Origin of the sequence: Nonomuraea sp. WAC 01424 (assembly GCF_003947315.1) — a bacterium.
Taxonomy (GTDB): Bacteria; Actinomycetota; Actinomycetes; order Streptosporangiales; family Streptosporangiaceae; genus Nonomuraea; species Nonomuraea spiralis.
In genome coordinates this window covers 438161-452076 of sequence record NZ_QHHZ01000008.1, presented here as the reverse complement: position 1 = coordinate 452076, position 13916 = coordinate 438161, and the positions used below count along the sequence as shown (strand labels likewise).

Here is a 13916-nt window from a genome sequence, read left to right as displayed (position 1 = left end):
ATCGGTTCGTTTTTGGCCACATAGGGTAATCGTGCCTGTATGAGTGGATTTTGCGGGATCCTGGCCCAGCCGGAGTTGAAGATCGACTGGACCAGGATGCCCACGTACAACACGATCATGGCGGTCGCCGCCGGCGTCGGGTTGCTGCTCGTGGTCGCCTTCGGCCGCCGGCTGCTCCGCGGCGACCCGATGGAGCACGTGGACGGGTGGGCGCTGGCGTTCGGCGCGGTCGGGGCCATCCTCGCGGTGACCGGGCTGCACATGACGCTCACCTGGCCGCTGGCGGGGCAGGGCTTCCCGTTCGACAACATCATCTTCGGCGAGCCCTCGCTGGCGTTCGGCGTGTTGCTGCTGGCGGCCGCGCTCTACCTGTGGAAACGCTGGGGGCTGGTCACCGTGGCGCCCGACCGGCGCAAGGTCGTGGCGCGTACGGCCGGGCCGATCTCGCTGTTCGTCTTCGGCATGGGGCTGGCCTGCTTCGGGATCGCGGCGGCGGGGTGGACGTACACGCTGTTCGCCGCGCCGCCGCAGGAACCCATCTCGGGGGCCTTCGCCGGCATGCCGCTGCTGGAGGCCACCTTCATCTCCGGCCTGTACGTGCTGGTCGGGGTGGGGGCAGTGCTGTTCCCGTTCGTGTTGCGGGCCAGGGGCGGCCCGGTCGCGACCGTCACCGGCGTGTGCTGGGGGATCGCCGGGGTGGCGTTCCTGCTGTTCGGCGCGTTGAACTACTTCACGCACATCGGCCTGATCGTGAACACCATGTAGTGCTCACGGGCCCAGGAACGTCGGCACGGAGAAGAACACGATCATCGCGATGGCCACGCAGATCAGGAAGCCGATCAGCTCCCAGGCCCAGTCGTGGTGCCGCTGCCGGCGCCGCTTGACCGCCTTCTTCCTGGCCGCGGCCTTCTTGCCCGCCGGCTGCTTGCGAGCGCCCGGCTTGGCGCGGGGCCCGCGGCGGGACGGGTCCTGGAGGTCGCGGGCCGGGTAACGTTCGCGGTCGGCCTCGAGCTCGCGGGCGAGCTCCCAGGCGAAGTCCGCGGCACGGCTGTGGCCGGTGGCCAGGTCGGACGGGCCGGGGGTGGCCAGGGCTGAGTCTGACGCGGCCGACTCAGACCGGGCCGGTTCGTACGGGGCCGGTTCGGACGAGGGCTCGGGGAGCGGCATGCGGTAGACCGGCTCGGCGGCGGCCCTGGACCTGGGGGTGAACAGCGGCGCGGCCTCCTTGCCCGGCTGCTCTCCCGCCAAGGGACGCTGAGCGGCGCGGGCCGGACCCTTGTCCGCCGGCACGTCCCGGATGGCCGGCACGTCCCGGATGGCGGGCATCTCCTGCGTCACCGGCTCGTCGTCCAGCACGTCCGCGGGCACGGGTGCGGCCAGGAAGAAGGGCCGCTCCCCGGGCGGGGGAACGACGGCACCCTCCCCGCGGCCGGCCGGCGCCGCAGGCCGGGGCCACGGAGCGGGCGAGGCGGTGAAGTCGCCCGTACTGAACGGCTGGACGGCGGGAGGCGCAGGCTGGGGCTCAGGCTGGGGCTGGGGCGGGGACTTGGGCAGGAAGGGCCGTACGGACGCCGCCCGCGCGGCCGGGTCGCGCAGGCTCGTAGAGTCCAGCGCCCCCAGCGGGTCCCGAAGCTTGGGCATGGGCGCGGTCGTCGCCTCGTGCACGGACGGCCGCCCCGGGGAGGGCGGCACGAGCAGGTCGGCCGGGAAGATCCCGGTGCTGGTCGCCGGGTCCGCCTCGGCGAGCGGCTGCGGCCACTCGGGCGGCGCGGGCCAGAGCGGCTTGACGAACAGCGGCCCGGGCTCGGCCGGCACCGAGCCGGCGAAGTGCACGCGCAGGATCGCGGGCGGCTCCGGCCAGGGCAGACGTCCGAGGACGTCCCGCAGCGGCGCGACGGCGAGCGCGCCGTACACGTCGGCGACCGGCTGCGGCACCCGGCCCTCGGCCAGCGCGGCGAGGGCCATGCCCAGGACCTGGCGGAAGCGCTGACCCGCGCCGACGGCCAGCTCTTCGGCGGTGTCGGGCGCGACGTCGAGCACCCAGGCCAGCTCGGCCATGCTCAGCCCGCACACCGCGCACAACACGAGCACCTCGCGCTGCTGCGGACGAAGCTCGCGCAGCACCCGCTCGACGAGCGCCGAGGCGGGGTCCACGAGCGGGTCCACGACGGGAGGGGCGTAGACGACGTCCCGGCGGCGGATCTGGCGGCGGGCGTAGGCGTACAGGGCGGCGCGGGGCGGGACGGCGTCGGGGACGCCGCCGAGCACGGACACCAGCACGTCGGACGCGGTGCCCGGATCGCCGAGCTGGTCCGCGCAGTACGCGAACAGCCCGGCGGAATGGCGGTCGTAGAGCTCTGCGATCAGTTCTGCTCGGGGGCGCTGACCGGTGAGCGGCTGGGACACGGGGCCGATCCTCTTGCTAAATGTGCGGGCGCTAGGGCGAGGGGTACGCGTCAGGAGATTGTGGAGGTAATCATGCCAACTTTCCCAGGTCCGGCGCACCACTCGATCGAGAATTTCAGTAAATCTCCCTGGTCAGTGAAACGCTTAAGCGATCCCCGGAGGGGACATGGAGGTGGGGACCGCCGTAGTCTTGTGGGCCAACGAGATCATGCGGCGGTCGTGGCAGGGGGGCCGCGGCCCTGCCATCGAGCGAGAGGTCACGCGTGATCACTTTCGACGCTGTCACCAAACGCTATCCAGACGGCACGACCGCCGTGGACGCCCTCACCCTTGAGGCGCCCACCGGCGAGATCACCGTGCTGGTGGGCCCTTCGGGCTGCGGGAAGACGACGTCCCTCCGGATGATCAATCGCATGATCGACGCTTCCGAGGGACAGATCCTCCTCGACGGGGTGCCCGTGAGCGGCATCGACCCGCCCACGCTGCGCCGCGGCATCGGGTACGTCATCCAGCAGGCCGGCCTCTTCCCGCACCGCAAGATCGTCGACAACGTCGCGACGGTCCCGTACCTGCTGGGGTGGGACAAGAAGAAGGCCCGCGCGCGAGCCATGGAGCTGCTCGAACGCGTCGGGCTCGACCCGGCGCTCGCCGGTCGTTACCCGTTCCAGCTCTCCGGGGGGCAGCAGCAGCGTGTGGGCGTGGCCAGGGCGCTGGCCGCCGATCCGCCCGTGCTGCTCATGGACGAGCCGTTCAGCGCGGTCGACCCGATCGTCCGTACCAGCCTCCAGGACGAGCTGCTCAGGCTGCAGGCGGAGCTGAACAAGACCATCGTGTTCGTCACCCACGACATCGACGAGGCGATCAAGCTCGGCGACCGCGTGGCCGTGCTGCGCGTGGGCGGGCGGCTGGCCCAGCTCGCCGACCCCAAGACGCTGCTGTCGGAACCGGCCGACGACTTCGTCCGCGAGTTCCTGGGCCACGACCGGGGGATCAGGCGGCTGCAGTTCGTCTCCACGAAGGGGTTGCGGCTGCGTACCGACCTGACCGTGGACGACCGGGTGGCGAGCGACGAGCCGTGGTCGCTGGTCGTGACCGCCGACGACCGGCCCGTCGGCTGGTACGCCGGCTCGCGGCCCGAGGAACTGGAGCCGTACGGGACGTTCGTGCTCGGGCGCGACTCGATGCGGTCGGCGCTGGACGCCGCGCTGCTGTCGCCCTCCGGCTGCGCGGTCGCCGTGGACGAGGACGGCAAGGTCGTCGGCGTGGCCACCCGGGAGGCCCTGGACGAAGCCCTGGCGGAGGCCGCCGATGCGTGAAGGTCCGCCCAGCATCTGGGAATGGATCGCGCGCAACTGGGACACCGGCCGCGCCGACAGCATCAGGAACCTGCTGACCGACCACCTGACCATGTCCCTGGTCCCGATCCTGGCCGCGCTGGTCCTGGCGTTGCCGCTCGGCCTGGCCTGCGTACGCTGGCGCTGGCTCTACCAGCCCACCTCGGGCCTGATGAACGTCGTGTACGCGCTGCCGTCGCTGCCGGTGTTCATGTTGCTGATCTCGGTGACCGGGTTGTCCCAGACGACCGTGATCATCCCGCTGACCTTCTACGGCATGGCCGTCCTCATCCCGGCCGTGGTCGACGGGCTGAACTCGGTGCCCGACCACGTACGCCAGTCGGCCGTCGCCATGGGGTTCACGCCCACGCGCCGCCTGCTCCAGGTCGAGCTGCCCATCGCGACGCCGGTGGTGCTGGCCGGGCTGCGCGTGGTCGCGGTCTCCAGCATCAGCCTGGTCAGCGTGGGCGCGCTGATCGGCCAGGGCGGGCTCGGCGGCCTGTTCACCCGGGCCTACCAGAACCCGTTCATGCCGCCGGTGGTCACCGGCATCGTGCTGATCGTCGCGCTGGCCCTGGTCGCCGACGGCCTGCTGGTCCTCGCCCAGCGCCTGCTGACTCCCTGGGTACGCGCGCGGAAGGGGACGTCGTGAACTGGTTGAGCGCGTTCTTCGGCTGGCTGGCCGACTTCTTCGGCACCGGGGCCAACTGGACCGGCCCCGACGGCATCCCGGCGCGGCTGCTGGAGCACCTGGAGTTCTCGGTCCTGGCCCTGGTGCTGGCGATGCTGATCGCGGTGCCGCTCGGGCTGGCCATCGGGCACACCGGCCGCGGCGAGGTCGTCGTGGTGATCTCGGCCAACCTGGCCAGGGCGCTGCCGACGCTCGGCCTGCTGGTGTTGTTCGTGTTGCTGCTCGGCACGTCCTCGATCTGGCCGGTGATCATCCCGCTGGTGTTGTTGTCGGTGCCGCCGATCCTGGTCAACACCTACGAGGGGATCAGGGGCGTCGATCCCGAGCTGCGCGACGCGGCGTACGGGATGGGGCTGCGCGGCGGGCAGGTGCTCGGCCGGGTGCTGGTGCCGGTGGCGCTGCCGCTGATCCTGCTCGGGCTCAGGTTGTCGGCGATCCAGGTGGTCTCCACCACGACGGTCGCCGCGTACACGGGGCTCGGCGGCCTCGGCCGGTTCGTGATCGACGGTTTCGCGACCAAGGATTACGCGAGCGTTGTGGGGGGTTCAGTACTGATCGTGCTGTTCGCGCTTGTCGTGCAGATCGTGTTCGCCCTCATCCAGAGGGTGACCGTTTCGCCGGGGGTGAGCCAGAGACTGAAGGTCCGATAGTCTCCGGTATTACCTCCCGCTTTAGAAGGGAAATTCGAAAATGAGACGCATGATCGGCACCGCGGCGGTGCTCATGTCGGCGATGCTGGCGCTGGCCGCCTGTGGTGGCGGTGGCGGCGGTGGGGGCAACCCGCTCGACACCACGAGCGCGGCGCCCAGTGGGACGGCTTCCGCGGCCGGGGGCAAGGCCGTCATCGGATCCTTCGACTTCGACGAGAGCGTGCTGCTCGCGTCGATCTACGCCCAGGCGCTTGAGGCCAAGGGCGTGCAGGTTGAGGAGAAGCCGCGCATCGGCAGCCGCGAGGCCGTCTACGACCAGGTCAAGAGCGGTGGCCTGACCATCGTTCCGGAGTACAACGGCAACCTGCTGGCCTTCATCGACCTGAAGAACACCGCCTCGACGACCGACGAGGTCAACGCGGCGCTGAAGGAGAAGCTCCCGGCCGAGCTGGAAGTGCTCGACTCCTCCCCGGCCGAGGACAAGGACAGCCTCTCGGTCACCAAGGACACCCAGACCAAGCAGTCGCTGAACACCATGGAGGACCTCGCCAAGGTCTCCAAGAACATGGTCGTCGGCGGCCCGCCCGAGTTCAAGAAGCGGTGGGAGGCACGCTTCAAGGAGGTCTACGGCATCGAGTTCAAGCAGTGGGAGCCGAAGGGCCCGGCCACGGCCGACGCACTGAAGGACGGCTCGATCCAGGTCGGCAACGTGTTCACCACCGACCCCAAGATGCTGGCGAACAACCTGGTGCCGCTGCAGGACACCAAGAACATCTTCCCCGCCCAGAACGTCACGCCCCTGCTGTTCAAGGCGGGCGCGAACGACGCGATCAGGACCACGCTCAACGCCGTCTCGGCCAAGCTGAGCACGCAGTCCCTGCTCGACATGATGCAGAAGATCTCCGTCAACAAGGACGAGCCCGCCACGGTGGCCAAGGAATGGCTGACCTCCAACGGCCTCGCCTGACGCCCGCGGCGGGGGCCTCCGGATGGGGGCCTCCGCTGTGAGCGAGTTCACGGAGGCGATGGCGCAACTGGCCGCGGGCGTCGCGGTGATCACCGTTCGCGACGGGCGCGACGACCTGGGCGTGACCGTGTCGGCGTTGATGTCGGTCTCGGCCGAACCGCCGCTCGTCGTGGTCAGCCTGGCCTCCAGCGGCTATCTCAGCGAGGTGCTGCTCCGGCAGGACCGGTGGGCGGCCTCGCTGCTGTCCTGCGGCCAGGCCGCGGTCGCCAGCCGCTTCGCCACCCCGGGCCGGCCCAGCGCCCGCCTCCTGGTGGCGGGCACCCCCCACCACCGCGGGACGCACACCGAGGCGCTGGTGATCGAGGGCGGCGTGGCGGCCCTGGAGGCCGAGACGACCCAGGTCGTCCCGGCCGGCGACCACACGCTCTTCATCGCGCAGGTCCTCGCCGTCCCCTATGTCGCCCCCGCGCTCCAGCCGCTGGTACGGCTGCGCGCCCGCTACCGGCCGATGGGATCCTGAATGCGCAGTTTCCTGTTCCTCCTGGGCAGCAGCCGTCTCGACGGCAACACCGAGACCCTGGCCAGGCACGCCGCCGCCGCGCTCCCGCCGGACGTACGGCAACGCTGGCTGCGCCTCGACGACCACCCGCTCCCGGCCTTCCGGGACATCCGCCATTCCGGCGACGGCGTCTACCCCGTCCCCGAGGGCAACGAGAGGCTGCTCGCCGAGGCGACCCTCGACGCCACCGACCTGGTGATCGTCTCGCCGCTCTACTGGTACAGCGTCTCCGCCGCCACCAAGCTCTACCTGGACTACTGGTCGGCCTGGATGCGCGTGCCCGGGTACGACTTCAAGGCGCGCATGGCGGGCAAGACCACCTGGGCGGTCACCACGATCAGTGAGGAGGACGAGTCGGTCGCCGATCCGCTGGTCGGCACGCTGCGCCGCTCGGCCGAGTACTTCGGGTCGTGGGGCGGCACGCTCGTCGGCTACGCCAACCGCCCCGGCGACATCCTGCACGACACCGGCGCCCTGGAACGGGCCGCGGCCTTCTTCGGCGCTACCTGATCACGTACCAACCGGGCAGAGAGAGCGGACCGGCCGCGGGCAGGCCCAGCTCGGCCGACAGGCGGGCCAGCGGGCCCCAGGCGTCCAGGCGCATCCTGGCCAGGGCGGCGGACCTGTCCTCGCTGGACTCCGGGCCCCGCAGGCGCTCCAGCGGGTTGAGCCTGGGGTAGGAGCGCACGGGGGCGTCGTCGGCCAGCCGGGCGCGTTCGCGGGCCAGGCCGAGTGCGTGCTCAAGGCCGCCCAGCTCGTCGACCAGGCCGTTGGCGTGGGCGTCCGCGCCGGTCCAGACGCGGCCCCTGGCCAGCTCGTGCACACGTTCGCGGGTGAGGTCGCGGCTCTGGGCCACCTTGCCCACGAAGTCGTCGTAGATGCGGTCGAGCCAGGCGTTCACCCGGTCCCACTGCTCGGGGGAGAAGCCGCGGGCCGTGGAGAACATGCCGGCGTTGGCCCCTTCCGCCACCAGTTCGGAATTTATCCCGATTTTTCGGAGCAAGTCGGTCATGACGGGCTTGCCGCCATATACGCCGATCGAGCCGGTCAGAGTGCCGGGCTGGGCCACGATCACGTCGGCGCCCATCGAGACGAAGTAACCGCCGGAGGCGGCCAGGTCGCCCATGGACACGATCACCGGCTTGACCTGCCGGGTCAGCATCACCTCGCGCCACACCGTGTCGGAGGCCACGTAAGAGCCGCCGGGGCTGTCCACGCGGAAGACCACGGCCTTGACGTGCTCGTCCCGGCGGGCCGCGCGCAGGGCCGCGCTGACCGTGTCCGAGCCCATCGCGCCGCCGCCGCCGAGCGGGCTGCGTCCGCTGCGGCCGGCCCTGATCTGGCCGCTGCCGTGAACGAGCGCGATGCCGTCGGCCATGGGGTGCGGCAGCTTGCGTACGGCCGCGCCGCGCGCGTACCGGGAGACGAACTGCAGGTGGGCCTCGCCGCCCGCGGCACGCTTGACCTCGTCGTACACCTCGTCCCGGTACGCGAGCCCGTCCACCAGGCCGGCCTCCTGCGCCTCGGCGGCGGTGAAGGGGCCGCGGTCGAGGAGTTCGCGCACCTTGGCGGGATCGAGCCGGCGGTTCTCGGCGATGCCCCGTACGAGCTGCTCGGCGACCGACTCCACGATGCGGGTCATGGACTCGCGGTGGGGATCGGTCATGTGGTGCTGGGTGAAGGTGTTGACCGCGGTCTTGTACTCGTGCCGCTGCCCGGCCTCGACCTCCACGCCCAGCTTGGCCAGCGCGCCCTTGAGGAAGCGCTGCTCCATGGCCACGCCCGTGAGCCCGACGTCGCCGCTCGGCTGGAGGTAGACGCGCTCGAACGCGGCGGCCAGGTAGTAGGGCACGGTCCCGCCGCCGAACTCCCCGAACGTCTCGGCGTAGGCCACGGTCAGCTTGCCGGAGGCGCGGAAGCCGGTCACGGCCTCGCGCAGCTCCTGCACCATGGCCAGGCCCAGGGGGTTGCCGCCGAGCTTGACCACCAGCGCCTTGACCCGGGAGTCGCGCCGGGCCCGCCTGAGCCCGGACAGCACGTCGGAAAGGCGGGTCTTGCGCATGGACAACACCGCGGCGACCGGGTCGGCCGGCGGTCCTTCCATGAGGCCCTCGGTGAGATCGAGCTCCAGGACCAGCGGGCCGGTGCGCCGCTGGCGAAGCTTGTCGACGGTTTCGAAGATCGCCCTGCCTGCGTCCATACAGCCACCCTAAGCGACACATTTCGAATCGTGCCCAAGGGAGACGTCCAGGCGGACGCGCGGGTGACGGCGTCCGCCTGGAATCGCGCCGGTGAGGTCAGTGGCGGTTGCGGAGGGCGGCGTGAACGTCGATGCGGGGAGTGGTGACCTGGGTTCCCGCGCTGGTGTAGGCGATGGGCTTGCCGGTGCGCTTCAGGGCGTCGAGAAGCTGGTCGGAGGTGGCGTGCGCGCGCTTCTGCCGCAGCAGCGCGAACGAGCCCGCGACGTGCGGGGAGGCCATCGAGGTGCCGTTCAGCGTGGCGTACGCGTTGCCGCTGATGGCCGCGGTGATCGAGACGCCGGGGGCGAACAGGTCGATCAGGGCGCCCCGGTTGGAGAAGGAGGCCACGGCGTCCTGCTTGTCGGTGGCGCCCACGGTCACCACGTTGGAGACGCAGGCGGGCCAGGAGACCGAGGCGTCGAACCCGTTGTTGCCCGAGGCGACGACGGTGGCGGCGCCCTTGGCCTGGAGCTTGTCCACCTCGGCCTTGAAGTCCGCGCCGTCGCCCTCGTCGCAGTACGCGTCGTACTTGCCGCCGCCCAGGCTCAGGTTGACCGAGGCGACGTCGTACTGGTCGGCCAGCACGTTCGCGTACGCCATGCCGGTCAGGACCGAGGAGTCGTAGGCCAGCACGCACGACTTCGCGGCGCCGCAGTAGGGGGAGTTGTCGAAGCGGCTGAAGACCTGGATCGCGATGATCTTCGCCTTGGGCGCGACGCCGGGGTTCGGGAAGTCCTTGGTGGCCTGGCCGGCGGCGATGCCGGCGACGTGGGTGCCGTGGTAGCACAGGCCGTACTGGGGTTGCGGGGCGTCCTTCACGCACGCCTGCGTCTCGGAGTTCGCCGCGCCGTCGCCGATCTGGAACTGGCTGCCGTTCGGGCACAGCGGCGTCGAGCCGTCGGCCGGGTCGGTGGCCGAGAAGCACGCCTGGGCCGCGATGCGCCGGCCGAAGGCGGGGTGGTCGTTGTCGATGCCGGAGTCGAGGATCGCGATGGCCGTGCCCTTGCCGGTGTAGCCCTGCCGGTGCGCCCGGTCGGCGCCGATCAGCGGGACGCTCTGGGCCAGCGAGGGCTCGTTGAGCCGGTCCTTGCGGATGGAGACGACGTCCTGCTGCTCGGCCACCTTCTCCAGCTCGGCGCGGGTGCCGCGGTAGACGAAGAAGTCCAGCTTGTCCGCCACCTCGGCGGGCGGCGTGGCCTCGACGTTCCGCCTGTCCTGCCTGACCCCTTCCGCGCCGGCCAGGGCCGACCGCACCTGGGCGGGCTGGCGTACGCGGACGATGACACGGTGCTCGCCGGTCGACGTGATCGCCGGGTCGATCTTGGACTCGGGGTCGGCCAGGGCGGGTGTGGTGATCAGCGTCGCAGCGGTGGCGGCGAGCGTGATCGCACCGGCCAGCAGAGACGTGAGTCTCAACTGATCCTCCGGGGGTTCAGGGGGTGTTTGTGTAAAGAAGTGTAGATATTGGACAAGGGATGTCAGAGAGGCGCTTGTGTTCTGTTATCGCTTCTTGTTCTGATACGCGAAAGGGCCGGATCATCCCGATCCGGCCCGTCCTTCGTGCTGCTGTCAGGCCCGGGGATCGCCCGTGGCCCGCGCGGCCGGCGTGGCCCTGGCCAGGTCGATGCGGGCCGTACGCACCTGGCCGCCGCCGGTGGAGTAGTCGATGTTGCGGCCCGTGGCCTGCAGCCGCTCCAGGGTCTGCGCCACCGTGAGATCCGGGTACGCCTGCCGCATCAGCGCGAACGCCCCCGCCACGTGCGGCGCGGCCATCGACGTGCCGCTCTTGTCGTCGTATGCGTCGTCCGGGACCGAGGACCTGATGTTCACGCCCGGCGCGAACAGGTCGAGCAGCGGGCCCCGGTTGGAGAAGTCGGCCACCGCGTCCCGGTCGTCGGTGGCGCCCACCGCGACGGCGGAGGAGATGCAGGCGGGCGCCGAGACGCCGTTCACGAAGCCGTTGTTGCCGGCCGCGACCACGGGCGCGACGCCGAGGGCGATGAGCGCGTCGAAGTCCGGCTTGAGCGCCGCCGCGCTCGGATCGGCGTCGCAGTTCTGCTGGTATGGCCCCCCGCCCCCCAGGCTCAGGTTCGCCGAGGCGACGTGCTGGGCCGTGGCCACCCGTGCGACGTACTCCAGGGCCAGCTTCTGGTCGGAGGTGTAGCTCAGGAAGCAGGGCGCGGAGGTGCCGATCATCGCGCACGTCATCGCCCTGTCGATGCGGCTGAAGACCTGGATCGGCAGGATGCCCGCGGCGGGCGCGACACCGTCGGAGGGGGCGCCGGGCGTCATCCGGCCCGCGGCGATGCCGGCCACGTGGGAGCCGTGCGAGCACGCGTTGACGCCGTTCACCAGGCATTGGGCGGTCTCGGCGTCCGCCGCGCCCGGTCCGGTCTGGCTCGGCTGGCTGTTCGGGCAGAGCGAGACCGAGCCGTCACTGGCGTCGGAGGAGGAGAAACACGCCTCGTCCACGATCCGGCCGGCGAAGAACGGGTGGTCGCGGTCGATGCCGGTGTCGAGGACGGCGACCGCCGTGCCCCTGCCCGTCCAGCCGGCCTGGTTGGCCCGGTCCGAGCCGATCACCCGCGTGCTGGTGTCCAGGAGGGCCGGGCGCAGCTCGTCCTTGTAGACCGCCTGGACGCGGTCGTCCTTCCCGAGCTGGGCCAGGGTCTTGCCGTCCAGCTCGGCCACGAAGAAGTGCGGCGACTGGGTCGTCTCCAGGACCCGGCTGCCCTCGGAGGCGAGTTCGAGGTCCTTGGCCACGGCCTGCACGTTCTGACCTGGTTTGAGCTGGATGATCGAGCGGACCTTGCTCTTCGCCTGGACCTCCGCGACCAGGGCCGGGCTGATGATGGGGTCGCCGGTGTCGTGCGCGTCGGCGTGCAGCGGTGGTGTCGCGCAGAGCACGGCGGATGTCGCGGCCAGCGCTGTGGCGCCGGCCAGCAGGAACCGTAGCCTCACTTAGTCCTCCGAGGTCAGACCGTCCGGTGTGAGGTGTGCATCCCCGGGTGTGACAAGTGTGATGTCAGTGACGTATGTGAAACCGGAGAAAGCTGAGCGGCTTTTTGCCTGGTCAGGGGAAATGGAGAGGGCCGGTCGAAAATGACCGGCCCTATCCGCGATGAGGGTGCTCAGAGGGACTTGAGCACGTTCTTCGTCGCCTTCTTCAGCGACGCCTTCGACGCCGTGCTGCTCAGCCGCACCTTCTCGGCGGCGGTCAGCACGGTCGTGCCGTTCGTGCCGTGCGCCCAGTTCAGCCAGGCCGTCAGCAACGCGCTGTCCAGCTTGTCCCTGGTCGTCTTCGTGCCCTTCAACACCCGGTACGCCTTGCCCAGCGACGACGCCTTCGTCAGCTCGGGGAAGATCTTGCTGGCCTTGCCGATCAGCTTCAGATAGCAGTTGAGCGTGTTGTCGGGGATCGTCCCGCTGCTGCGGTGGATCTCCACGGCCCACTTCCCGGCGTTCATCCGGGCGCCGGCCGTACCGCGGGTGCAGACGGCGGCGGACGACGGGGCGGGGGTCGGCGTGACGGTCACCGTCACCGTGACCGTCGGCAGCGGGACCGGCGTGGCCGAGGAGGTCGGAGCGGGCGCCGGCCGCTCCTCGTCCGTGGGGTCGGGCTCGGGCGCCGGGCCGCTGCTGTCCGTCGGGTCGGGCACCGGGTTCTGCGTCGGCGCCTGGGTGATCGGCGGCTGCGTGCCGGTGCCGGCCAGGGCCGCGCCCACGTCCAGGCGCGGCGTGGTGACCTGGGCTCCGTTGGCCTCGTACTGGTACGGGCGGCCCGTCGTCTTCAGCGTGTTGATCAGGTCGGCGATCGGCGTCTGCGGCGAGGCCGCCTTCATCAGCGCCAGCGCGCCCGCCACGTGCGGCGTGGCCATCGAGGTGCCGCTGTGCACGGCCATCTGGTTGTCCGGCACCGAGGACTCGATGTCCACGCCCGGGGCGAAGAAGTCGACCAGCGAGCCCCGGTTGGAGAAGTCGGCGATGGTGTCGGACCCGTCGTTCGCGCCGACCGCGACCGCGGAGGAGACGCAGGCGGGGTAGGAGGCGCCCTCGAAGAACTCGTTCCCGGCGGCGACCACGGTCGCGATGCCCTTGGCCAGCAGGGCGTCGATCTTCGGCTTGAAGACCGTGCCCTCCTCGGTGGCGTCGCAGTCGCCCTCCGACAGCGCGCCGCCCAGGCTCAGGTTCACCGCCGCGATGGGCTGCGTCAGCGTGCCCACGTAGTCCATGGCCAGCCGCAGCGACGACTCGAAGGCCAGCAGGCACGACGACTCGCCCATGCAGGTGTCCTCGTCGTTGACCCGGCTGAACACCTGCACCGCGATGATCCCGGCGCCGGCGGCCACGCCGCCGCTGCCCGCCGCGATGCCGGCGACGTGCGTGCCGTGCTCGCACAGGTTCACGCCGTCGGCCAGGCACTTGGCGGTGGTGGCGTCGGCCGCGCCTTCGCCGGTCTGCTGGGGCTGGCCGTTCGGGCACAGCGACTCCACGCCGCTCTCCACGGCCGAGAAGCACGCCTCGGCCACGAGCCTGCCCCCGAAGTACGGGTGGTCGCGGTCGATCCCGGTGTCCAGGACGACCACGTTCTGGCCCGCGCCGGTGAAGTTCTTCTCGTGGGCCTTGTCCGCGCCGATCTGGGTGAGGTTGGAGCTCACCTCGGCGGGGGCGTAGGTCCGGTCCCGGTGGATGGAGGTCACGCGCGGGTCCTCGGCCAGCTTGGCCAGCTCCTCGGCGGTGCCCTCCACCACCATGAACGGCTGGCTCTGCGGTTGCAGCAGCACGTCCACGCTCTCGGCCGCCGCCGTTCCGGCCACGGGCTCGTGCTGGGCGGCGTCGGTCAGCTCCACGATGGCCCGGGTGGTGTCACCGTCGAGCGCGAGGCCCTCCTCCAGCTTGCTCTGGGAGGGCGTCGGAGTCGGCGTCGTGGTGGGGTCGTCGGCGAACGCCGGGACCGAGGCCGGCAGCAGGGCCAGGACGATCGAGCACACGATCAGGGGGCGAAATCGCACACGTCCTCCGAGGGGGATGATCTCGGAGTTTAGGGCGATTTATCCCGCTGGCACAGG

The 13916-nt window shown here is 70.9% G+C and carries 12 protein-coding genes; 7 read left to right on the top strand and 5 right to left on the bottom strand.

Annotated elements, in window-relative coordinates; genetic code table 11:
• Nucleotides 1–39 precede the first annotated feature (39 nt).
• Nucleotides 40–765 carry a DUF981 family protein gene (locus DMB42_RS24180; RefSeq protein WP_125637255.1) on the top strand — a complete coding sequence of 242 codons (726 nt, stop codon included), beginning with the start codon at nt 40–42 and terminating at the stop codon, nt 763–765.
• A 3-nt stretch (nt 766–768) separates the two neighbouring features.
• Here the strand turns inward: DMB42_RS24180 and DMB42_RS24175 are convergent, their stop codons facing one another.
• Entirely contained in the window at nt 769–2406 is a 1638-nt protein-coding gene (locus tag DMB42_RS24175; protein ID WP_125637254.1) for a sigma-70 family RNA polymerase sigma factor, read from the bottom strand.
• A gap of 263 nt (nt 2407–2669) precedes the next feature.
• On the opposite strand from DMB42_RS24175, the gene DMB42_RS24170 reads away from it, so the two are divergent.
• Genes DMB42_RS24170 through DMB42_RS24145 form a run of 6 tightly spaced genes read left to right on the top strand, consistent with a single transcriptional unit; the run spans nt 2670 to nt 7117 of the window.
• Nucleotides 2670–3722: an ABC transporter ATP-binding protein gene (locus DMB42_RS24170; RefSeq protein ID WP_125637253.1), complete on the top strand. Its 1053-nt coding sequence runs from the start codon at nt 2670–2672 to the stop codon at nt 3720–3722.
• The gene (locus tag DMB42_RS24165; RefSeq protein WP_125637252.1) at nt 3715–4392 is read left to right on the top strand and encodes an ABC transporter permease; all 678 of its coding nucleotides are present in this window, start codon (nt 3715–3717) and stop codon (nt 4390–4392) included. Before DMB42_RS24170 ends, DMB42_RS24165 begins: the two co-directional genes overlap by 8 nt.
• Nucleotides 4389–5081, top strand: a complete 693-nt coding sequence (locus DMB42_RS24160; RefSeq protein ID WP_125637251.1) for an ABC transporter permease — start codon at nt 4389–4391, stop codon at nt 5079–5081. Before DMB42_RS24165 ends, DMB42_RS24160 begins: the two co-directional genes overlap by 4 nt.
• Nucleotides 5082–5121: 40 nt before the next feature.
• Nucleotides 5122–6048 carry an ABC transporter substrate-binding protein gene (locus DMB42_RS24155; protein WP_125637250.1) on the top strand — a complete coding sequence of 309 codons (927 nt, stop codon included), beginning with the start codon at nt 5122–5124 and terminating at the stop codon, nt 6046–6048.
• A gap of 37 nt (nt 6049–6085) precedes the next feature.
• A complete protein-coding gene (locus tag DMB42_RS24150) occupies nt 6086–6568 on the top strand; it encodes a flavin reductase family protein (RefSeq protein ID WP_260477900.1) in 483 nt (160 codons plus the stop codon).
• Complete coding sequence (locus DMB42_RS24145) at nt 6569–7117, top strand: flavodoxin family protein (RefSeq protein WP_125637248.1); 549 nt, start codon at nt 6569–6571, stop codon at nt 7115–7117.
• Here DMB42_RS24145 and sppA read toward each other — a convergent pair.
• From sppA to DMB42_RS24125, 4 genes are all read right to left on the bottom strand, one after another.
• Nucleotides 7110–8807 carry a signal peptide peptidase SppA gene (gene sppA, locus DMB42_RS24140; RefSeq protein ID WP_125637247.1) on the bottom strand — a complete coding sequence of 566 codons (1698 nt, stop codon included), beginning with the start codon at nt 8805–8807 and terminating at the stop codon, nt 7110–7112. The genes DMB42_RS24145 and sppA overlap by 8 nt on opposite strands.
• Nucleotides 8808–8904: 97 nt before the next feature.
• The gene (locus DMB42_RS24135; RefSeq protein ID WP_185844834.1) at nt 8905–10263 is read right to left on the bottom strand and encodes a S8 family serine peptidase; all 1359 of its coding nucleotides are present in this window, start codon (nt 10261–10263) and stop codon (nt 8905–8907) included.
• Nucleotides 10264–10416: 153 nt separating this feature from the next.
• Entirely contained in the window at nt 10417–11808 is a 1392-nt protein-coding gene (locus DMB42_RS24130; protein WP_125637245.1) for a S8 family serine peptidase, read from the bottom strand.
• 170 nt (nt 11809–11978) lie between these two features.
• A complete protein-coding gene (locus DMB42_RS24125; RefSeq protein ID WP_125637244.1) occupies nt 11979–13859 on the bottom strand; it encodes a S8 family serine peptidase in 1881 nt (626 codons plus the stop codon).
• Nucleotides 13860–13916 lie beyond the last annotated feature (57 nt).

Excerpts from the sequence above, each read along its gene's own strand:
- DMB42_RS24165 (WP_125637252.1), top strand. The coding sequence starts at position 3,715 with ATGCGTGAAGGTCCGCCCAGCATCTGGGAATGGATCGCGCGCAACTGG.
- sppA (WP_125637247.1), bottom strand. The coding sequence starts at position 8,807 with ATGGACGCAGGCAGGGCGATCTTCGAAACCGTCGACAAGCTTCGCCAG.
- DMB42_RS24155 (WP_125637250.1), top strand. The coding sequence starts at position 5,122 with ATGAGACGCATGATCGGCACCGCGGCGGTGCTCATGTCGGCGATGCTG.
- DMB42_RS24180 (WP_125637255.1), top strand. The coding sequence starts at position 40 with ATGAGTGGATTTTGCGGGATCCTGGCCCAGCCGGAGTTGAAGATCGAC.
- DMB42_RS24145 (WP_125637248.1), top strand. The coding sequence starts at position 6,569 with ATGCGCAGTTTCCTGTTCCTCCTGGGCAGCAGCCGTCTCGACGGCAAC.